Consider the following 22026-nt stretch of genomic DNA (forward strand, 5'->3'; position numbering starts at 1 on the left):
CGCCGCCGGCGCTGGCCTTGTCGCGTTAACCTGTGGCGGAAAAGTGGCGAAACCAGCCTTGGCGCTGTCTGTTACGATTTGTTTCTAGGTTAACGCGCTGTTTTTCATAACCTATTTATCCCCAGTCTTCGCACCTGGGGACGACGCCCGGGACGTCAGAACTTGAAGTTCAGGCCCGCCTGAAGCACCGGCAAGACCTTATAATCATCGGCCTCGGCCTGAACTTCACGCTCTTCCTGATCCAGACGCGCACGGAAGGTGGGATCGTTCGACAAGGTCCCGCCGCGGGCGTCCAGATTCACTTGCGGCGCATCGCCGAAAGCCGCGCCGGCCAGGATGCGGAAGCCCAGCCTGCCGCCGCGCGTGAAGGTGTTGTCATAGCCCAGGCCGACGAAGGGCGCGGTGCTCTCTAGGTCGATGCGGCCGGTCAGCGTCCCGACCTGGGCCGGGGTGAAGGTCGCGCCGCCGACATTGACGTTGCCGGTGGGTGTGGCGTCCAGATCGACCTTGCGATCGCCGAAATAGGCCCCGCCCGAGATCAGAAAGCCGTTTCGGAACGGGTGAACGTCCACGAAGGCGCCCGGCGACTTGAAGTCGATCTTGGCGTCGTAATCGATGCCCTTGTAGGTCTGGTCCCGATCCCATTTCAGCACGTCATAGCCGCCGCGCAACACCACGACCGGGCTCAGCGCGAACTGGGCCTGAAGGCCTGCGCCCGGCGTGCCGACCTGGGCGCCGACGGCGAACCGTCCGTCAGCCTGCGCCAGGGCCGATGCGGCGGGCAGGGCGGTCGCGATGACGGCGGCGATCAGCAGGGTCTTCATGGCGTGCAGGTCCGAAACGGCAGGGTTCTCTTAACCTTGCCGGACGGCTCTGAAAATTGGGTTACGCCGCCCAGTCGCCTGGCGCCGCATCGCGCTTCGCCTCGGCCTCGCGCACGGCCTCAACAGCGCGGTCCAGCACCTCCAGGCCCGCGCCGGGCTTGATCGCCTCGACCGTCAGGATGCGACGGAACGCCCGCGCGCCCGGCCGGCCGTGCATCAGGCCCAGCATATGCCGCGCCATGGCAGGCAGGGCGACGCCCTCCTCCAGACGCGCGGCCATGTAGGGGCGATAGCGCGCCAGCGCGGCGAAGGCGTCGGTGTCCTCGACCGGCTCGCCATACAGGCGCCGATCCGCCTGACCCAGGATGGCCGGCTCGTGATAGGCGGCGCGACCCAGCATGACCCCGTCCAGCTTCACGCCGTCGACCTCGGCCAGATGCGCCTCGGCCGCATCCATCGAGGAGATCCCGCCATTGATCGAGATGTTCAGATGCGGCCGCTCGCGCTTCAGCCGGCGCACCAGATCATAGTCCAGCGGCGGCACGTCGCGGTTCTCCTTGGGCGACAGCCCCTTCAGCCAGGCCTTGCGCGCATGGACAACGAAGACCTCGATCCCGACGGCGGCGCAGGCGTCCACCGTGGCGAACAGGCTGACGACCGGATCCTGATCGTCCACGCCGATGCGGCATTTGACGGTCGCGGGCACGCTGACGGCCGCCTTGATCGCCGCCATACAGTCGGCCACCAACTCGGGCTCGCGCATCAGACAGGCGCCAAACCGACCCGACTGCACCCGGTCCGACGGGCAACCGACGTTCAGATTGATCTCGTCATAGCCGAACGCCTCGCCGACCTTGGCGGCCTCGGCCAGCTGGGCCGGATCCGACCCGCCCAGCTGCAAGGCCACCGGATGCTCCAAAGCATCGAACCCCAGCAGCCGCTCGCGATCCCCATGCAACACCGCCGGCGCCGTCACCATCTCGGTATACAGCAGCGCCTTGGTCGTCAGCGCCCTGTGGAACGCCCGGCAATGCCGATCGGTCCAGTCCATCATCGGAGCGATGGACAGCTTGCGTGCTTGATTTATCGACATTGTGGAAGGCATCAAACAGTGGCGGATGACGTGGGTGCTCGATCAGGAAGAGGCGCTATATAGGCGAGACCGTCTTCAAACGCGATAATGCGCAGCCTGCGTGAGCCTTGGGGTCGATCGGCGTCACGCAGGCCTTGTTCAATCGCCGTCGATCAGTCGGGAACCGCATCTGCTCTCCATGCCGCGAGCACGGGCAGGACGATCAGGGTGAGGACCGTTGCGGTGGTCAGGCCGCCGATGACGACTGTGGCCAGAGGTTTTTGCACCTCGGCGCCTGCGCCTGAGGCGAACGCCATGGGCACGAAGCCGAGGACGGCGACCAGGGCCGTGGTCAGGACGGCGCGCAGACGGCTGACGGCGCCGTAGAGCGCCGCCTTGGCCGGCGGGTCGCCCTCGGTCAGGCGTTGGCGGATGGCCTGCATCAGCACCAGGCCGTTCAGCGTCGCTACGCCCGAGACGGCGATGAAGCCGACGGCCGCGCTGATCGACAGCGGCATCCCGCGCAGCGCCAGCGCCAGCGCCCCGCCAATCAGGGCCAGCGGCACGCCCGCGAACACCAGGGCCGCGTCCTTCCACGATCGCAGCGCCATTACCAGCAGCAGGCCGATGGTCAGGAAGACGATCGGCACGATCAGCGCCAGACGGGCCGAGGCGCGTTGCAGGTTCTCGAACTGACCGCCCCAATCGATCCAGCCGGATGGCGGAGGCTGGACCTGTTTGGCGACCTTGGCTTGCGCCTCGGCGACGAAGCCGCCCAGGTCGCGTCCCCGGACATTGGCCTGAACAATCATGCGGCGCTTGCCGTCGGCGCGGCTGATCTGGTTCGGCCCTTCGCCGACGTCGAAACGCGCGACCGAGGACAAGGGCACGGTCGGCGCCCCGGACTGAGCGTTCTCGGGCATGACCGGCAGCTGTTCCATGACAGCCGGATCGGCGCGCAGGGCGTCATCCAGCCGCACGACGACATCGAAGCGCCGGTCGCCCTCATTGACCTGACCAGCCGAGCGGCCGGCGAAGGCGATGGCCAGGGCGTCCGCCGCGTCGGAGGCATGGATCCCTTGCGCCGCCGCCACCGTGCGATCCACGCTGGCGGTGATGGTCGGCTGACCCGAAACCTGTTCGACCCGCACGTCCGCCGCGCCTTCGATGCCGTTCAGGACGAGCGCCACCTGCTGGGCCGTGCGCTCCATGGCGGCGAAATCGTCGCCATAGACCATGACCGCCACATCCGAACGCACACCCGCGATCAGTTCGTTGAACCGCATTTCAATGGGCTGGGTCAACTCGTAGTTGTTGCCCAGTAGGGTCGAGAGCCGCGCCTCCATGTCGGCAACCAGATCGGCTTTCGGCAGTCGCGGATCGGGCCAGTCGCGGCGATTTTTCAGGATGACGAAGGTGTCCGAGATCGACGGCGGCATGGGGTCCGATGCGACCTCGGCGGTGCCGGTGCGGGTGAAGACGCGCTCGACCTCGGGCATGGCCTTCAAGGCGCGTTCGACTTGGAACTGCATCGCCTGGCTCTGTTCCAGCGAGGTCGAGGGCACGCGCAGGGCCTGGACCAGCACGTCGCCCTCATCCAGTTGCGGCACGAACTCCCGCCCCAGGGTCAAAAAGGCGATCACGCCGGCCAGCAAGGCGACGCCCGCGCCGGCCAAGACGCGTCGTGGTCGGGCGATGGCGTGTGCGAGAAGCGGCTGGTAACGCGCCTTGGCCGCGCGGGTCAGCCGCGTCTCCTCATGATCGGCCTTGGGCTCGCGCACCAACAGGGCGGCCATGGCGGGCACGAAGGTGAAGCTGAGCACGAAGGCGGCGGCGAGCGCCAGCATGACGGTGGCGGCCATCGGGCCGAACATCTTGCCCTCGACCCCCTCGAACATCAGCAAAGGCGCATAGACCAGCAGGATGATCGCCTGGCCGAAGGCCGCCGGCCGGGCCATTTCGCGGGCCGATGCGGCGGCGACCGACAGCCGTTCGGCGGTCGTCAGCGGGCGACCCGTCTCCGTCCGCTTCAGGCCCAGGCGCCGCAGGGTGTTCTCGATCACCACCACAGCGCCGTCGACGATCAGGCCGAAGTCCAGCGCGCCCAGGCTGAGCAGATTGGCGCTGATGCCGAAACGGTTCATCGCCGAGGCGGCGAACAGGAAGCTGAGCGGAATGACCAGGGCGGTGATGATCGCCGCCCGCACGTTGCCCAGGGCGAAGAACAGCACGGCGACGACCAGCAGCGCGCCGAGTAACAGATTGTGCTCCACCGTACGGATGGTCGCCTCGACCAGTTCGGTGCGGTCTAGTTCCGGCTTGAGGACCACGCCGGGCGGCAGGCTGGGCGCAATGGCCTTCAGCCGTTCGCCGACGCGGTGCGCCACCTCGCGCGAGTTCTCGCCCTGCAGCATCAGGGCCGTGCCGACCACTGTCTCACGGCCGTCGGCGCTGGCGGATCCCAAACGGGGAGCGCGGCCGATCTCGACCGTGGCCACGTCGGACACGCGGATCACCTGGCCGGCCCGGTTCAGGATCGGCGTCTGGGCGAGGTCGTTCAGGCTCTTCAGCCGGGCGTCGGTGCGCACGATATAGGCCTCGCCCGCACGATTGACGTATCCGGCGCCGGCGATGCGGTTGGCGTGCTCCAGCGCCTCGACCAGTTGCACCAGGCCGACGCCATAGGCAGCCAGTCGGCTGGGGTCGGGATGGACCGCATATTCCTTCACATAGCCGCCCAGCACATCGACGCCGGCGACGCCGGGCGCCGTCTTCAGCTGGGGCGCGACCAGCCAGTCCTGAACCGTACGCAGATAGGTGGCCTTCTCCTGATCGGTGACGAGGCGTTCGCCCTCGGGCGTGACATAGACCGCCCCAGGCCGCGCGGCGGGGCCGGTCAGTTCCAGCGTCCAGATGTAGACCTCGCCCAGACCGGTCACGACCGGTCCCATCGAGGGCGAGAGCCCCTCTGGCAAATCCTCGCGCGCGGCTTGCAGTCGTTCGTTGACCAGATTGCGGGCGAAATAGATGTCGGTCGCGTCGGTGAAGACGGCCGTGATCTGCGAGAAGCCATGCCGCGACAGGGAGCGGGTCTCGGTCAGGCCCGGCAGCCCCGCCAGCGCCGTCTCCAGCGGGAAGGTGACCTGGCGTTCGACCTCCTCCGGTCCTAGCGCCGGCGCAACGGTGGTGATCTGCACCTGTCGATTGGTGATGTCGGGCACGGCGTCGATGGGCAGATGCAACAGTTCGCGCGCCCCCAGGACGGCCAGGACGACGGCCAGTCCCACGACCAGCCAGCGGAAACGCACGGCGGCGTCGATGATCCGGTTCAGCATGATCAATGTCCGTGCTCGGCTTCGCCCTTGGCCAGTTCGGCCTTGAGCAGGAAGGCGCCGACGCCGGCGATACGCTCGGTCCCGGTCAGGCCGGACACGATCTCTATCCGGCCGTCCGAGGTTCGTCCGGTCACGACCGGGCGCGCCCGGAACCCGCCGTCCTCCTGAACGAAGACGCACGGCGCGCCCTCTATGGTCTGCACCGCGTCGATCGGCACGACAGGTGTTCCTGACGCTGCGCCGGCGGAAACGCGGGCGGAGACGACCGACCCCGCCGGGGGCGTCTCACCAGCAGGACGGGCGCGAACCACGACGACCCCGTTCGCATTGGCCGGGGCGATGGCGACGACGACGCCGGAAATGACGCGCGATCCGGCGACCGTGCTTTCCAGCCTGTCGCCCACCTTCAGGATCGCAGCGGCGGCGGGCGGCGCCTCGAACACCAGTTCGACACGGCCGGGATCGGTGACGGCGGCGACCTGCAAGGCCTCCTCGTGCAGCACCTGACCCGGCGACGCGCTCAGGCGGGTGACGACGCCCGCGATGGGGCTGCGCACCACCGTCAGCCCGTCCGCTCCGGGCGCGCCGAATGCGCCGACGCGGGCGCGGGCGGCGCGGTGTTGCGCCTCCGCACGACGGGTCTCGGCGGCCGTGACGTCCAGGCGCGCCTGTGAGACCCAGCCCTGTTCGAACAGGGTGCGATCGCGCCGTTCGGCGGCGCGCGCGGCCTGGACCGTCGCACCCGCCGCGTCGGCGTCGGCGCGGGAGGCGGCGCCGTCCGGACTGCGCACGGTGATCAGCGGCGCACCGGCCGCCACGCGATCGCCCAGGCCGACATGGACGCGCACCACGGCGCCGCCCAGCGGCGCATCCACCGCAGCCTCGGCGCCGGGTGCAAAGGCGACGCGGCCCGGCAGTTTCAGTTCGGCGCCGCCGCCGCGCTGCACGGCGACGACCGACACCCCGGCTTGCGCGGCCTCCTGCGGCGTCAGGGCGACGAAGGCCGCCTTGGCGGCTTCGTCTTCGGCGTGGCCCGCCTCGGCGTGTTCGGCCTCCGCCGGCGGGCGGTCCAGAATGCGCGCGGCGCCGAATCCCGCGCCCAGGGCGACGACCACGGCCGCGCAGGTCATCAGCCAGTATGTCTTCGAAATCATGATCGATCCTCGCCCGGCGCAGGGCCGGGCCCAGAGTTCAGGATGCGCGACGTCTCCGCCACGCGCAGGGCTCAGGAAGGGCCGGACGCCAGGTCCGGCCGAGGATCAGGCTCTTGGGGGGCGCTCGGGACCGTCAGGCCGTCCGAGCGGGCAAGCGACGCTGTCGCTCCACGCCTGAGGCTGGCCGAAGACCGCGATGAAACGCGGCGTCGCGAGGTCGCTGGACATCGCGGAATGGGGCGCATGACAGCAGCCGTTGGCGCACGCCGGGCCGCAGTCAGGACACTGACCATCAGCGCCGCCGACCGTCTCGACCACCTGGACGCCGCCTGATGCTTCCGCCGCGCAGGCGTGGCTTTCAAACGCAGGCATGGCGAAGGCCGCCGTCAGCAACAGGGTGCAAACGAAGGCAAATCGACGGACCATTTCCGACAGCGCTTTGAACATCCGAGGCCGTCTTAACATCCCCGTCGAGAAAAGTCCTCGCCGCAATAAGGTGGGGGTGGTTGCCCTCCCACCACACGCCGCGCGTGTTTGGACATGCAAACATCCTGCTGTTCTTTCGCCTCGGCCATCTGCTAGTCAGCTATCGTGACATCCGTCGGGGGAGGGATTTGCGTTGCGCAGAGAGATGACTTTTTTGGCCGTGTCGGCCTGGCTGTTCGCCACGTCGGCGTATGCGGGGGAGACGATCTTGCGCCAGCCCGCGCCGGACTGGCTTCCGGCGGTAGAGCCGCACCTGTCCAATCGACCAGATAATCCGTCCCAGCCTCTTCGCTACGAGGTTGTCGAAAACCACGTGCGAGCTTTCGGAGACCATTCGGAAGCCTATATGCACATGCGTCTGAAGGTGTTGTCGCCACTGGGACTGCAACAGGCTTCGCGATTGAGCCTGCAATGGAATCCCGCCCTGCAGACGCCCATCGTTCACCACGTCCACATCATCCGCGACGGTCAGATCATCGACGTGCTGGACAAGTCCGACTTCACGGTCCTGCGCCGAGAGGCGGGGCTGGAACAGTCTCAGCAGATCACGGGCATTCTGACGGGGGTTCTGATCAATCCAGACATTCGTGTGGGTGACACGATCGACTTCGCATACTCGACGCAGACCCGGTTCGACGTGTTCGACAATCCACTTGAAGTCGCCGGATCCGCCCGCTCCCCCCTTCCGGTCGATCTCGGCGTGACGACAGTCAGCTGGCCCTCGACCATGGCGGTGCAGACCCGCGCCGGACGACATGCCGATCTTCCGCCAATCGCCCAGCAAAGCGACTTCAAGGTGCTGACGTACCGCGTCACCGACGTGGAGGGTGAGGCATATCCCAGCACGCTCGCCCCTCGCGCTCTGCCGGATTACGGGTGGCAGCTCAGCAGCATGCCGCAATGGAGTGCGGTCACCGATCATGTCCGCCCTGCTTTTGATCAGGCGGTTCAAATGCCCGCCGATGCGGATCTGGCTGCTCGCGTCGCGCGCATCCGGTCAGAAAACGCCACTCCCGAGGCGCGGGCGTTGGCGGCGTTGCGGCTGGTTCAGGACGAAGTCCGCTATATGGCGCTGACGCTGGGCGAGGGAGGCTGGTTGCCGGCTTCTGCAAGTGAAGTGTGGGCCGGCCGCCAAGGAGACTGCAAAGGCAAGACCGTCCTGCTGGTGGCGCTGCTGCGCGCGCTCGATATCGACGCGGTTCCGGCCTTGGTGTCTTCCAGTAATATGCCGCTCGACAAGTACTTACCTATGGTCAGCGTGTTCGATCATGTGATCGTCAAGGCGCGCATCGGCGGTCAGATCTATCTCTTGGACGGCGCGCGCATCGGCGATCGCAGCCTGACGCCGGATGTGCCCTTGGTGCACGAGTTCATCCTGCCAATCATCGAGCGCGCGCGGCTGGAGCGTGTACCCGTCGCTCTTCCGGCCCGTCCGATCAGCGCCATGGCGCTCGAGATTGATTTCTCCGACGGCATCTACAGTCCAGCGCGCATTACCCTTACCGACATCGACCGCGGCAATAGCGCCGCCCAAATGCAGGCTCTCGTCGCACAGGCTCCGGCCGCTGAAGTCACACGCCTGTTCGATGAGCGATGGAAAGCGCTCCTCGAAGGAAAGGGCGAGCTGTCCGATATCAAGAGCCAATGGGCGTACCGCGAGGACACGCATGAGTTCGTCGCCAGCGCCACGGCGCGCATGGTCTTCGACTGGACCGCCGCGCCGATCAACATCCCCCTGGCCCACGTCTCTTGGCAGGGGTTCGATCCGAATACCGATCCTCTATTCAAGGACGCTGATTACGTTAAGGACTTCCCTCAGTTCAGTTCGTTTCGCACCACGGTCATCCTGCCCCAAGGACAGAACGACGTGGACTTCTCGGTCCAGCCCTATGAGGTCGAGGCGGGCGCGACCCGCTATTTCCGCACGGTCAAACGTGACGGAAACCGGCTGGAAACCGACCGCGGCTCCATCACCTTGCGCCCCTATGCGACCGCAGCGGAAGTCGAAACCGAACAAGCCCAAATGGACCGGTTCAAGGATCTGACGGCCACGATGCGTTTGCGGTCAAGCTACGTGCTGACGGCCTCAGATCGTCAGACGCTGACGACGACCGCCGACAACGATCCCGAGGCCGCGCTTCGCCGTGGCTATGCGCTCAATGACCAGGGCGATCCTCTTGGCGCCATCGCGCAGTTTGATGCGGCCATCGCAAAGTTTCCGACGCCGCACGCCAACGCCTTGGCCAACCGCGCCCTCGCGTATCTGGATCTCGATGACCTTGAGAAGGCGCGCGCCGACATTGCTGCGGCCGAGGCTGTCGATGCGGACGACGCGATCCTGTTCCACGCCAAGGGTCGTCTCGCCGAGATCGAGCAGGATGATCTGGAAGCCGTGCTGGCCTACACGGGCGCGATCCGGTCGTGGCCGGAGGATGTGCACGCCTTCTATCGCCGATCCGCAGCCTATGAACGGATGGGACAGTCCGCCCGCGCTCTGGCCGATCTGGAGCGGATCGTGACGCTTCAACCGCAAGACGAGACCGCCATCACGGCGCTGGCGACGCAGTTGTTGCGCATGGGACGGGCTGATGCGGCGCATGAGCAGGCGGGAAAGCTGGCGCAAATGATCGGACATCCCGACGCCCAGACCCAGATATTCATCGTCATGGCGCAGTCGCTAGCTTCCAAGCTGAAAACGTCGGACCCGGCGAAGGCGGAGGCAGTCCTGACCGCCGCCCTTGTCGTCGAGAGCGATTTTCCCGCCCTGCTGATCGATCGCGCGAGCGTCCGCGACAAGCTCAACGATACGCGAGGGGCTACAGCCGACCGCGCAAGATTTAAGGAGTTGACCAGGTTCTCGCTGGATGACGCCGACGAGGCGTGTCTGTCGCCTCGATTGCTCAGGATGAGTCGGGATGTCGCTCTGGACATGTGCGACAAGGCGATAACGGACAACGCGGACGACGTCGCCCTGCATATGCGACGCGGGTTTCTACTCCAGACGATGAACCGTAAGCCCGACGCCGTCGCCGCCTACCGTCGGGCGACGGAGATCGAGCCGTCCAACCCAAGAGCTAAGTATCGCCTGGGCAAACTTCTCCGTGAGATCGGGGAGGCCGAGGAGGGCGAGGCCATGATGGCGGAGGCGCTTCGTGCGGATGCGACCGTCGCGGATGAGGACGAGCCCATGCTTGAGGTTCGGCGCGCGGGCTGAGCCGATCAACGGTTCAACGAATGCGCTGGCGAGGCTGCGGTGCAGCTTCTACAACCGTGCGACGCATCAGCAGGGGAGGCAGGTTTGCGGGGTGAGGTTCAAACGTTCGACGAGGCGACCGGATTCGGTTTGATCCTCGGCGACGACGGCGAGCGCTATTCGTTCACGAAGGAGGATGTCCAGCCGCCCTCGGTTCTGGAGCGCAGCCAGCGGGTCGATTTCATCGCCGAGACCGACGGACGCGCACAGCAGATCATCGCCATGCGCCCGCCGAGTGTGACCGTCTCGGCGACAGGCGGCGGAAGAGGCAGCGGGGTGTTCGACCTTGGCCGTGTGATCCAGCGGACCTTCGGCGCGATCAAGCAGAACGCCGCCGTTCTCTTCGGCTCAGCGGCGCTTCTGGTCGGCGCGCCCAGCATTCTGTCGGCCTATGGCCAAAGCGCGATGTTGAGCGAAGAGTTCGGACCGGGCGTCTTGATGATGATGGCTGGCGCAGTGCTGAATTTCGTCGGACTTTATCTTTTGCAGGGCATGGTGGTGAAGGCAGCCGTGAACGGCTTCAACGGCAAGACGACCGCTTTCGGCGACGCCTTCAATGTGGGGGTTCAAAACTTCCTGCCGCTGCTGGGTCTGGCGATCGTCGCCTCCATCGGGATGATGCTGGGCTTTTTGTTGTTGATCGTGCCGGGCATCATCCTGGCGGTCATGTGGTCGGTCGGCGCTCCGTCCGTGGTGGTCGAGAAGCGCGGCGTCTTCGCCAGCCTGCAGCGCAGCCGAGAGTTGACCAAGGGTTATCGCTGGCAAGTGTTCGGCCTGCTGGTGATCTATGTGATCCTGTCTTGGATCATCGGCGCGGCGATCGGCGGTCTCAGTCTGGCGACCGGGGGGACTCTGACCGGCGGCACACCCAACCTGGCCGTCAATCTGATCACCGAGCCCATCGTCAACATCCTGTCCGGGGTCGTGGCATCGGCGGGTGTGGCGGCGCTGTATTACGAGCTGCGCTCGGCCAAGGAGGGCGTCGGGTCCGAGGAACTGGCCTCGATCTTCGACTGATCGCGCGGGCCGTCAGACGTCGTGCTTGTCGCGGCGTCTGACGCCCATCAACAGCTTCTGCTCCAGACGACCGCGCAGGGCGGCGTAATAGGCGCTGAGGAAGTCGCGGTCGGTGTCGTAGGGGCCGCGCGTCCAGCCGATCTTTTTGGCGATGCGGTCGGCGACGTCTCGAAAGGTCTTGCGGTCGCCCTGTCGAAGCAGGGTCTCCAGAACATGCAGTTCCTTGGCACCATAGGCGTCGAGTTGCGCCGGGGTGAAGGCGTAGGCGGCCATCCGCGTGGCCCCGTCTTCGGCCATGTCGCGGATCAGCTTTCGACGCGGCGCGCGCACGACCCAGGTGCCCCCGATCAGGTCGCCGACGCGCAGCCGGTCCTTGTTGAACAGGGGGAAGAAGACGAAGATCGCCGCCCAGACGAAGGCCAGCAGATACATCCAGCCGTCCACGCCCCCCTCCTGACTGCGGGCGACCAGGATGGACAAGGGCAGGAAGACCTCCAGTTCACGCATGGCGTTGCGGGCGAAGACGGCCTCGGCCTTCAGCCGTCCGCCGTCACGCGAGGCGACACGCAGCCCCATTATCCGCTTGCCCGGCGTGGCCGCCGCCGCCGACAGTTCGAAAGCGGTGAAGTAGAAGTTCCGCAGCAGGAAGAAGACGATCAGCCAGATGACCGCGACCATCTCGGCCCCCGTCACGCCGGCCACGGCGGCCCCTGAGGCGAAAGCGAAGGCCGAGGCTATGGTGAAAACGATCAGGACGCCGATGATGATGGCCGCGTCCAATAAAAACGCTCCGGCTCTCTGACCCGCGTCGCCGATGTTCAGCCGCAGGTCCACGCCCTCGGGCGTGACGAAGGCGCGTTCCGTTTTGGCCGTGGTCAGGTCAGCGGGCATGGATCGACTCCGCGACGGCGGGGCGGGGCGCATAGAAATAGAGGCCCCAGATCACGGCGGTCGCCGCCGCGACCGCATAACGCAAGCCTGTATCGACGATCAGTTGGCGGCCGAACCCTTCAAGCAGGCCGGCGAACATCAGCATCACCACGACGCCGCCCATGGCGATGCCGGCCGTGCGCCCGGCCTCCACGGCAGCGTCCAGCCTTCGCTTCTGGCCGGGAAAGGCGACGGCCCAGCCGATTTTCAGGCCTGCCGCGCCCGCCAAGATGACAGCGAACAGTTCCGTCACCCCGTGGATCAACAGCCAGCCGCCCAGTTCGAAGCCCAGCCCACGACTGGCGAACAGGGCGAAGAATGCGCCCAGCGTCGCGCCATTGTAGAGGATCAGCAGGCCCGTCGGCAGGCACAGGGCGAACCCGAGCGCAAACGCGAGCAGGGCGACCTGGGCGTTGTGGGTGAACAGATAGGCGGCGAAGGCCGATAGGCCTTGAGCCCCGTCAGCGCCGTCCAGAGTGGCGCGCAGGGTCTCGGTCGAGGCGGCGGGATCGCGCCCGCCGCTCAGGTCGGTGGGCACGAAGGCGTAGAACCATTCCGGCTCATGCATCACCAGCCAGCCGGCGACCAGGGCGCCCAGAAGCATCAGGGCTGTCGAGACCAGGGTCTCGCGCCACAGACCGCGCACGGCGGCGGGCCAGTCGGTGCGGAAGAAGGCGACCAGTCGATCCTGGATCGTCGCCCGCGAGCCATAGACGAAGAAGTAGGCCCGCGCCGACAGGGTCTCCAGATAGTCGATAAGCCCCTGATCCAGCGAGGTCTCGCGCGCCACCGACAGGGCCGACAGGGTCGAACGATACAGCACCGGAACCGCCAGAATCTCGGCGTCGGTCAGTTTGGACGCGGACCCCTTTTCGGCCTTGTCCATCAGCCGTTCCAGGCGACGCCAATCGTCCTCGCGCGCCTGGCGAAAACGCTGGCTTTTGAGCAGGCCGGACGGGCGCACGTCGGTCACAGCAAATCCCTGCGTTTCAGGTCCAGATAGGCGTTGACGACCTCGGTCCCGACGCGATCGGCTGGAGCGTCGACGATGTGCGCGCCCATACGCCGCAGCCGTCCGATCACCGTCTCGCGTTCGCGCAGCAGGGTTCCAGCGACGACGGCGCGCGAGACGTCCTCGGGCATCTGCGGATCGACGCCGCTCAGGCCTTCCAGCTCATCGTCGCGTAGAACGACGAACAGAACGAGGTGCCGCCGCAAAAGCCGCCCCAGAGACTCGATCATCAGCTCGGCGGCGGTGCTGTCGGTGAAGTCGGTGAAGACCACGATCAGCGAGCGGCGCTGGAGCTGGCCCGACAGGGTCGCCAGGGCCAGGGTGTAGTTGGTCTCATGCGTCGAATAGTCGATGCGGCCCACCACGGCCTGAAGGGTGCGGAAGGCGTCCAGCCCGCCTACGGCGCCGGTGGTCACACGCGGCTGGGAATCGAAGGCGAAGACGCCCGTCCGGTCGCCCGATCGCAAGCAGGCGTAGGACAGCAGCAGAGCTGCATGGATGAAGCGGTCTATGCGCGGCATCCCACCAACCGGCTCGCTGGCCGCCCGCCCGCAGTCCAGCGCCATGATGACGTTGTGGTTTCGCTCGGTGCGGAACTCCTTGGCCAACAGGGCGGCGTGGCGGGCCGACTGTTTCCAGTCGATGGAGCGGCGGTCCATCCCGGCCTGAAAGTCGCGTAGGGCCTGAAACTCCGACCCCTCGCCGATCTCCAGCTGGGTCTTGGCGCCGAACAGGGCGTCGCGGGCGAACAGGCGAACGGCGTGATCGCGGACCCATTGAAGGTCGGTCAGGACCGGCGCGGCCAGGTCCAGAGCGAAGGTCTTCTGCTTCCACGCCAGGCCCATCGGCCCATGCCAACGGACCCACAAGGCCTTCAGGTCAGCGGCGCCTCGGCGATTTGGCGTGAAAGGAAAGGCCAGGACCGCGGCGCGATCCGAGACCGTGGCGCGGCGCGACGCCTCTTCCAGCCCCAGCCGGGCGTCGCCCGACAGGGCGGCCTCGACGGTCTTCGGGGCTGGGCCGCCTGCGCCGAAACGCACCGTCAGTTCGGTAAGGTCGGACCGGCCCACGGCGGCGCGCACCGGACGGGGCTGGTCCAACTCCAGCTTTGAACGCGAACCGCCGCGCAGGGCATCCACGGCGACGAGCAGCAGGACGCCCGCGATCCAGACCGGCCCGGCGAGCCAGCCTGCAGGGGTCAGGACGCCGGCCAGCAGGGCGACGGGAACGCCCGCCGCCATCGCCGTCACCGCGCGTCGGGTGGGATAGATCACCGGGGCGCCGCCACCTGATCCACCAGACCGGCCAGCACCTGTTCGACGCGCCGACCCTCGATCTCGGCCGCCGGCGACAGGACCAGGCGGTGACGCAGGGCCGGAATGGCCAGGGCCTTCACGTCGTCGGGAATGACATAGTCGCGGCCGTCCAGCGCGGCGCGCGCCCGCGCCGCGACCGCCAGCATAGCCCCGGCGCGGGGCGATGCGCCGGTCTCGACATCGGCGGACGTCCGTGTCGCGCGCACCAGGCCGGTGATGTAGCCGATCACCTCGTCGGTCAGGCGCACGTCGGCGACCGTGTTCACCGCCGCCTCGATGACGGAGGCCTCGGCCACCACTTCCACGCCCAGGGCGATGGGGTCCATCAGCCCCGTGCGGGAACCGTAGGCGGCGACGATGGCGCGCTCCTGATCCAGGCTGGGATAGTCCAGCACCTGTTTGAACAGGAAGCGGTCCAACTGGGCCTCGGGCAGGGGGTATGTGCCCTGCTGCTCGATGGGGTTCTGGGTGGCGACGACGGTGAAGCGCGGGCTGAGGCCGTGAGCTTCGCCGTCGATGGTGATCCGGCGTTCCTGCATGGCTTCCAGCAAGGCGGCCTGGGTCTTGGGCGGCGTGCGGTTGATCTCGTCCGCCAGCAGCAGTTCGCAGAAGATCGGCCCGCGCGTCAGAGTGAAGCTGGACGTCTGGAAGTTGAACAGGTTCGATCCGATGATGTCGCCGGGCATCAGGTCGGGCGTGAACTGGATGCGGCCATAGTCCAGACCCAGGGTGCGCGCGAAGGTCTGGGCCAGCAGGGTCTTGGCCGTTCCGGGCGGCCCTTCCAGCAAGACGTGACCGCCGGCGAAAAGGGCCGTCAGCAGCATGTCGACGGCGTCTTCCTGGCCGACCACAGCCTTGGCGATCTCGGCGCGGATGCGCTCGGCGATCGTCTTCACCTCATTGACGTGCACGGGTCAGCTCCTGATTCCAGCGATGAAGGGCGCCGGCGACCCGCATCAGATCGGCCGGCGACTTGGCGGCCCGGGCCTGTTCGGCCAGGGCGGTGTAGGTTTCGGTCGCGCCGGTGGTCCGGCCGACACGGTCGAGGAAGGCGTCCAGCGCTCCCTCGTCCAGATTGCGCGGCGCCCCGATGGCGCGGGCGACTGCGGCGCGCACCAGCAGGGCGTATGGGGCGGCCATCCGGTGTTCGCGCCGCGCCAGCCGGACGAGACCGGCGGTGTTGTCCGCCAGGCCGCGCTTGCCCAAGGCGATGACACGGCTCCTCTCGCGCGCTGGGCCGAAGCGAACGGCGGCCTGGAAACCGGCGAAGGCGGCAAGCGCGACCAGCACCAGGGTCATGCCCAACAGCGGCGGTTCCAGCATCAGCCGCAGCATGTTGCGCGTGCGTTGGAAGCCGTGCAGCGTCAGGTCGAACATTACCGGCGCCTCATCGGCACGCAGGATGTCGATCAGGGCGACGGCGGTCGTCGCCCCGTCGAGGGTTTTCAGCGCAGCCGTGTCGATCAGGTCGGGATCGGCCAGAACATAGGTCCGCAGTTCGCGGTGCATGGCCAGGACGGCGCGGCCCTGATCGTCGACGACGACGGGAATCCAGTCGGGCCCCTCCAGGGTGCGCAGCGCCTCGATCCGGACGGGCCGTCCGAACGAAGCGCCGTTGGGACGGCGCAGGGCGACGGTCGCGCCGCCTTTGCGCGCGGTCAGTTTCAGACCGTTGCGCAAATCCTTGGGCAGAGACGCCACGACGCTCTGGGCCGACTGAACGCCCACAGTCTTCACCCAGCCGGCATGATCCGCATCCGGGATAGAGGTCCATTTGGGCAGGACGATCAAGGTCGCGCCGTAATGCTCGATGTCGTCGATCTGTTCGGCTTTGGTCTGGATCGAAGGCGTCAGGATCAGCAGGCTTTCGTCCGACGTTTCCGAAAGCGTCCCCCGGTTCATGACCACCGGCACACCCAGGCCGCGCAGAAGGGTCGGCAGACCGCCGAAACCGGTGGCGGACCGCGACAGGGCGTGGCCGCCGCCGTCGTTGCCGGACTTGAGTTCGGGCGCATAGGCCGACAGGACGCCGAGCCCCGCCAGCGTGACCACGCCCACCAGCAGCACGACGATCATGGTGACCGGCGAGAAACCGCCGCTTGCCGCGCCTTCAGAACGGCTCATGCGCGCCAGCCCTCGGGCAGGGCGAAGGCCTCATAGGCCTTGCGGCAGTCGGCGAAATCCAGAGCGCCGACGGGGGCGCCGCCGAACAGGCTGCGCTCCACCATCCGTCCGATCAGGTCGAACGCGGGTCGTGCGGCGTCCGGCAGAGCCTTCAATCGGGCGATCTCGCGGGTGGTCAGGGAAACCCGAACGGCGCGCGGCTGGCGCTGTTCTATGTCCTGAACGCTGCGCAGAAGAAGCAGATGGGCGGCGTCGGCATACAGGCCGCGCGCGGCCAAGGCGTCGGCGTCGGCCAGCAGATCGCGCGCGGCCTGCGCCTCCGGACGCCACTGCGCCTCCGCCACGATATTGGGCTTCTTGGGTTTCGCCGGCGGGGCGCGCATTCGAAGAATCTCGCGCACGATGGCGTAGACGATCAAGCCGGCGACCAGGGCCAGGCCGACCCAGAAGACCCATTTCAGCGCGGGCGCGACGAACTGAAGCGCGTCGCCGATCCAATGCAACCAGCCGGGCGGCTTGATGTCGGGGCGCTCGAAACCGACCCGGTCGAATTGGAGAGACCCGTCCTTCAGCAGGCGGGCATGTGCCTTGTCCAGGGCTTCATCTGTGGGCGAAGCCCGATCCTGCATCTCGAAAACGCACCCCTACCCAACGGCCAAGCCATACCGCCCCGTCAGATCGAGTCAACCACAGGTGCCTGTCCGATACGCCCTAGGCTATCTTTCTCACCCGACCGGCGCGAAATCAGGCGCGGTCGCTCAGCTTCGCCTTCCATGCCGGATAGTCGCGGGTCAGCAGGGTTTCGGGCCATTCGCCGACGTAGCGATAGCCGTTGCGGCGTTCGTGCTCGATCTGCATCAGGTCGCGCCGGATGATGGAATCGCGCCCGATGTAGATGGGGCGCCCGTCCTCCAGATCGTAGAACCGGGCCCAGATGCGCGCGCCCGGCTTTGGGGCCAGGATGCGGTCGCGTCGACCTTGGGCGTCGGTGACGAAGACCTCGGTCGTGTCTGCAAGCGCGGCGCTCTCCAGCCAGGCGACGGCGCCGTCCACGGCGGCGACGACGTCGGGGTTGGGGTCTGGCAGGCGCATCAGAAAGCGCACGATGCCGACGCTTTCCTGGCCCGACAGGGACGGCGGCTCGAAACGACGCGCCCAGGCGGGCGCCAGGGTCCGGGCGTCGTGCTGGGCGCACCAGCCGGTCAGGACGCCGTCGCGGCGCGCCTGGGTCTTCAGCAGGGTCTCGACCCCGCGCGCCACGGCCTGACGCGCCCGCTCGCGCCGCGCTTCGTCGACGAAGCCATAGGGCGCCGCGCCTTCGCCCACATCGCGTAACAGCTCGAGCACATGGACCATGGCGTCGTCGTTATAGGTGATCTGGTCGTGATAGCCGCCGCGCAGCGGATAGAACTGGGCCCAGCCGCCGTTGGGCTGTTGCGCCGCCAGCAGATAGTCGAGACCCCGGTCGAAGGCGGCGCGGCTTTCGGCGTCCCCAGCCGCGATCGTTCGCGCCAGAAAGACCAGCGGCTGGGTCGTGCCGCCATTGTCGATCGTGTTGTTCAGCGCCGGGTCCGCATCGGGGCGGGGCGGGGCGAACAGGTCGGTGTTCTTGGGCCAACCGCCTTCGGCCGATTGATGCTGGATGACGATCGCGGCGAGGTGTCGCGCTTCGGCCGTCGCATACCAGTCGGCCCGACGGCGCAGGGCGGCGCTGTTCCAGGCGGCGGCGGGCGAGGCGGCGACGGTTTCTTGCGCCGACGCCGGCGCTGACGTGACGCCGGCCGCGATCGCCAGGACGCCGAGGATGAGGACCGTGTGCTTCATCGAGAGCCTTTCGGGGTCGGCAAGAAGAAGGGGACGCCGATGTTTCGCGGCGTCCCCTGAAGGGACAGCGTCCCGGGAGAAGTCAGCTGTCGATCGTCGTCATCAGAACACGAACCGCGCGCCGACGAAGTACTGGCGGCCGGTCGAGCCATAGTTGTTGACCACCGGATCGGCCTGATAGGCCCAGCGGGTGTCGGTCTGGTTGGTCAGGTTCAGCGCCTCGGCGGTGAAGGTGACGTTGTCCGTCAGCTTGTAGGTGAAGGACGCATCCACGTTCAGCGTCTCTTCCGAGCCGATGAAGTCGTTGATCAGCGGCGAGTCGCACACGCCCGGATCGCAACCGCCCGACGCCAGCGGATAGGTGGTCTGATAGGCGGCGCGATAGGCCGACGAGACACGCGCGCTCCACTTCTCGACCTCGTAGAAGATCGTGGCGTTGAACGACTTGGGCGAGGCGCCCAGGAAGGGCGCCGTGCCGGTCAGGTTGCGGGCCGGGTCCAGGATGTATTCCAGCTCGGATTCGATCTGGGTGTAGTTGGCCTGGATGCCGAAGCCGTCGAACGGCGCGGGTAGGAAGTTGAAGTTCTGCTGATAGGCGATCTCGAACCCGTCCAGCTTGCCGCCCGGCGCATCGTTGTACTGACGCACCTGGAAGGGCAGGTCCTGGTCGATATAGGCCCGGCGGCTGTCGGAGGCGACATCGGTCAGGCCGTCATAGGCGGCGCGCAGATTGGCGATCTGTTCGGCGTTGAAGATCTCGCTCAGCTTGCCTTCGCGCAGCACCACCTGCGGGAAGCTTTCGATCTCCTTGTGGAAGACCGCGACCGACAGGATGGCGTCGCGAGCGAAATACCATTCGACGTTGAAGTCCAGGTTGGAGGCGCGGAACGGCTTCAGCTTGGTGTTGCCCAGGGTGATCGCCGCATTGGATCCGTCGAACTGGGCCGGGTCCGCGCCGATGCCGACCGGAACGGTGAAGGCCGTGACGCCGGGCTGTAGCGCCGTCATCTGCGGGCGGGCCATGACCTTGGCCGCCGCGAAACGCAGCATCAGCTTGTCGTTCAGTTCCCACACCAGGTTCATCGACGGCAGGGTGTCGTTGTACTGGTTGTCGTTCTCGACCGGACGGCCGCTGGGCGAGCGTCCGCGGGAATCGATCTTGGTCTCGGCGCGACGCAGACCGGCGTTGCCGCGCAGTTCGCCCATGAACAGCGGCACGCGGAAGTCCATCTGGCCATAGTAGGACAGGCTGTCCTCATCGACCCAGAAGGTGTTGACCCCGCCGTTGCGCAGGTCCGACAGACGCCAGTCGCCCCAGGCGTTGATACAGTCGCAGTCGAAGCCGAAGCGGTTCTTGAAGGCTTCCAGATTGGGCGCGAAGAAGCTGGTCGGGGTGCCTTCCGGCACGTTCAGCCCGTCGCCCCAGCTGATCAGCTGTCCCATCTGGCCGACGGTCGTGGCGGCCGCCAGTCCGGAGCGTACGCCCTCCAGCAGCGACGGGTTCATCGTGTCGCTGATCAGCCGCTCGTAGCGCGTGTAGTAGAAGTCGAACTTGCGCTTGCCGATGCCGAACTTGAACGTGAAGTCGTCGTTCAGGTCCCAGACGAAGTCGGCCTTGGCGGTTTGGTAGCCGTTCTCGGTGATGGTCCGGTAGTTGCGAATGGCTGAATAGCCCTTCACGAAATCCCAGCTGTTCGGATTGGCGACGTCGAAGCCGAACTTCATGATCGGCATGTCGCCGCCTTGGCGGTCGTCATAGACGAAGTAGTCGTTGCCCGCGACGCCCTGGCCCGAATCTAGCCGGATGAAGTCGACCAGCAGGCCGGTGTTATCGTTGGTCGACTTGGAATCGCCGACCAGCAGCGACATCCGGAAGGTGTCGCTGAACTCGTGCTCGATGTTGATCGAGTTCTGGCGGAATTCGGTGGTATAGCCGCCCTGATCGACCGCCGAGCGGAAGTCGACGTTGCCCAGCACCAGATAGTTGGCGTTGGCGCCCGTCTCGCTCAGTCCCGCATCGATCAACCGCACCGATGGCCGCCCGATGAACGCGCCTCGCATGGCCAGATACTGGGGGTGGGCGACGTAACCGACCGATCCCGGCTGATTGTAGTAGTCGTAGACGTCCAGGTTGTTGGGATTGAAGCTGCCCGTTCCGGCGGCCAGATTCTGATTGATCGCGCCGGGCGCCGTGGTGAAGATCGGGGTGGAGCCATACAGCGATTGGCCGCAGTCGATCGCGTCGCGGAACTCGGTCGCGGCCTGGGTCGCGCAGTTGGCGTAGGCGGCGCGACGGTTGGCGTAGGAGTTGTTGGTCGCGCTGGTCGTCGGATAGGTCTGGTAGCTGAACGCCGTGGTGGTGCGGTTGCCGTTGGTGTTGTTGCGGTTCAGGCCTACCGGACCGATCTGATAGTTGGTCGAGATCTGCGTCATCTTCGAATACAGATTGTCGAAGTTGATCGTGGTCCGCTCGGTCGGATGCCATTGACCCGACAGGGTCACCCCCAACCGGTCCTGCTCCACGTCGCGGTGGTTCAGCGTCGCCAGCGCCGGGATGCGCACCAGCGAGCCGCGCGTCGCACCGCCGTTGATCAGATTGTAGGCGGTCGGGTTCGAGCCGATCAGGTAGTTGCGCGCCTCCGGATTGGTAACGCGGGGCAGGGCGGTCGCGGGATTGGTGCCGATGGGCAGGGCGAAGCCCTGATGATCGCCGGCGGCGTTGGTCCCCACATTGTTGAAGGTCGCGCCGCGATAGGTGTAGTCGAACGAGCCGACCTGACGCGAATAGCTGTCGATCGCCTGGGTGCGCTCATTGTAGGCGACTGAGCCCAGAAGCCCAAATTCGCCGATCTTGCTGGTCCAGCGGTCGGACGCCAGCAGGGCGAGGCGCGGATTGTGAGTGCCGCCGTTCTCGTAATAGGCGTCTTGAAGCGTCAGGGCCAGGCGACGTTCCTTGAAGTCGAACGGGCGCCCCGAGATCAGATCGACCGTGGCGCCCAGCGACCCCTCGTCCGTCTGGGCGTCGGCGGACTTCTGAACCTTCAGCGAGTTGAACAGCTCGGAGGCGAAGGTGTTGAACTGGAAGCCCCGGTCGCGACGCAGGGCGCCGTCGGCATTGCTGGCGCCCGAGGTCGACAGGGTCTCCAACCCATTCAGACGCACGCGGGTGAAGTCGCCGCCCAGGCCGCGCACCGAGATCGAATTGCCCTCGCCGTTCTCGCGGTCGATCGACACGCCCGGAATGCGTTGGAGCGATTCCGCCAGATTGGCGTCCGGGAAGTCGGCGATGTCCTCGGCGTTGATGACGTCGACGATCGTGTTGGACCGGCGTTTTTCGGTCAGGGCGCTGGCCAGCGAGGCGCGGATGCCGGTGACGACGATCTCACCCACTTCGGTGGCGTCCTGGCTCTGGCTCTCTTGAGCTTGAACCGGGGCCGCGAACAGCATGGCCCCCACAACGAGCGTCGCTGGCGAGACGGCCGCGCGCAGGTATCCCGTATGTTGGTTTCGCATAGTTCCCTCCGCTCTTGTCGTGCTCCGTGCCTCTTGGCGGGCCGGATGCCGACAGTCCCCTGTCCCTCAAATATCGAGGAACTCCAAAATCTCGTGATGAGATCGACGCGCCCTAAGCGTCAATGTCACCGGTGTCATAAAACGAAAACCTGTGTTTCGCCACACC

Annotated in this window: 14 protein-coding genes; 2 read left to right on the forward strand and 12 right to left on the reverse strand. The window is 66.7% G+C overall.

Annotated elements, in window-relative coordinates; all coding sequences use genetic code 11:
- Window positions 1-155 precede the first annotated feature (155 nt).
- The 4 genes from KAK88_RS04375 to KAK88_RS04390 all read right to left on the reverse strand — a co-directional run bounded on the left by KAK88_RS04375 (window position 156) and on the right by KAK88_RS04390 (window position 6385).
- On the reverse strand, window positions 156-824 hold the full coding sequence (locus KAK88_RS04375) for a hypothetical protein (RefSeq protein WP_242078023.1): 669 nt from the start codon (window positions 822-824) through the stop codon (window positions 156-158).
- A 61-nt stretch (window positions 825-885) separates the two neighbouring features.
- Complete coding sequence (gene dusA / locus KAK88_RS04380) at window positions 886-1878, reverse strand: tRNA dihydrouridine(20/20a) synthase DusA (protein ID WP_242078024.1); 993 nt, start codon at window positions 1876-1878, stop codon at window positions 886-888.
- 191 nt (window positions 1879-2069) lie between these two features.
- Window positions 2070-5231 carry an efflux RND transporter permease subunit gene (locus KAK88_RS04385; protein ID WP_242078025.1) on the reverse strand — a complete coding sequence of 1054 codons (3162 nt, stop codon included), beginning with the start codon at window positions 5229-5231 and terminating at the stop codon, window positions 2070-2072.
- Between the two features lie 2 nt (window positions 5232-5233).
- The gene (locus KAK88_RS04390; protein ID WP_242078026.1) at window positions 5234-6385 is read right to left on the reverse strand and encodes an efflux RND transporter periplasmic adaptor subunit; all 1152 of its coding nucleotides are present in this window, start codon (window positions 6383-6385) and stop codon (window positions 5234-5236) included.
- A gap of 631 nt (window positions 6386-7016) precedes the next feature.
- On the opposite strand from KAK88_RS04390, the gene KAK88_RS04395 reads away from it, so the two are divergent.
- Both KAK88_RS04395 and KAK88_RS04400 read left to right on the forward strand, forming a co-directional pair.
- Window positions 7017-10085, forward strand: a complete 3069-nt coding sequence (locus KAK88_RS04395; protein WP_242078027.1) for a DUF3857 domain-containing protein — start codon at window positions 7017-7019, stop codon at window positions 10083-10085.
- Window positions 10086-10214: 129 nt separating this feature from the next.
- Window positions 10215-11141 carry a hypothetical protein gene (locus tag KAK88_RS04400; RefSeq protein ID WP_242078028.1) on the forward strand — a complete coding sequence of 309 codons (927 nt, stop codon included), beginning with the start codon at window positions 10215-10217 and terminating at the stop codon, window positions 11139-11141.
- Window positions 11142-11153: 12 nt separating this feature from the next.
- Here the strand turns inward: KAK88_RS04400 and KAK88_RS04405 are convergent, their stop codons facing one another.
- The 8 genes from KAK88_RS04405 to KAK88_RS04440 form a co-directional block, all read right to left on the reverse strand.
- A complete protein-coding gene (locus tag KAK88_RS04405; RefSeq protein ID WP_242078029.1) occupies window positions 11154-12032 on the reverse strand; it encodes an RDD family protein in 879 nt (292 codons plus the stop codon).
- Entirely contained in the window at window positions 12022-13044 is a 1023-nt protein-coding gene (locus tag KAK88_RS04410) for a stage II sporulation protein M (RefSeq protein WP_242078030.1), read from the reverse strand. Before KAK88_RS04410 ends, KAK88_RS04405 begins: the two co-directional genes overlap by 11 nt.
- Window positions 13041-14357 carry a DUF58 domain-containing protein gene (locus KAK88_RS04415; RefSeq protein WP_242078031.1) on the reverse strand — a complete coding sequence of 439 codons (1317 nt, stop codon included), beginning with the start codon at window positions 14355-14357 and terminating at the stop codon, window positions 13041-13043. Before KAK88_RS04415 ends, KAK88_RS04410 begins: the two co-directional genes overlap by 4 nt.
- On the reverse strand, window positions 14354-15310 hold the full coding sequence (locus KAK88_RS04420; protein WP_242078032.1) for an AAA family ATPase: 957 nt from the start codon (window positions 15308-15310) through the stop codon (window positions 14354-14356). The genes KAK88_RS04415 and KAK88_RS04420 overlap by 4 nt, the downstream gene beginning before the upstream one ends.
- On the reverse strand, window positions 15297-16523 hold the full coding sequence (locus KAK88_RS04425; RefSeq protein WP_242078033.1) for a DUF4350 domain-containing protein: 1227 nt from the start codon (window positions 16521-16523) through the stop codon (window positions 15297-15299). Before KAK88_RS04425 ends, KAK88_RS04420 begins: the two co-directional genes overlap by 14 nt.
- Entirely contained in the window at window positions 16520-17152 is a 633-nt protein-coding gene (locus KAK88_RS04430) for a hypothetical protein (protein WP_242078034.1), read from the reverse strand. The genes KAK88_RS04425 and KAK88_RS04430 overlap by 4 nt, the downstream gene beginning before the upstream one ends.
- A gap of 115 nt (window positions 17153-17267) precedes the next feature.
- A complete protein-coding gene (gene pelA / locus KAK88_RS04435; protein ID WP_242078035.1) occupies window positions 17268-18347 on the reverse strand; it encodes a pectate lyase in 1080 nt (359 codons plus the stop codon).
- Between the two features lie 102 nt (window positions 18348-18449).
- A complete protein-coding gene (locus tag KAK88_RS04440) occupies window positions 18450-21860 on the reverse strand; it encodes a TonB-dependent receptor domain-containing protein (RefSeq protein ID WP_242078036.1) in 3411 nt (1136 codons plus the stop codon).
- Window positions 21861-22026: the final 166 nt, after the last annotated feature.

Origin of the sequence: Brevundimonas diminuta, from assembly GCF_022654015.1 — a bacterium.
GTDB lineage: Bacteria > Pseudomonadota > Alphaproteobacteria > Caulobacterales > Caulobacteraceae > Brevundimonas > Brevundimonas diminuta_C.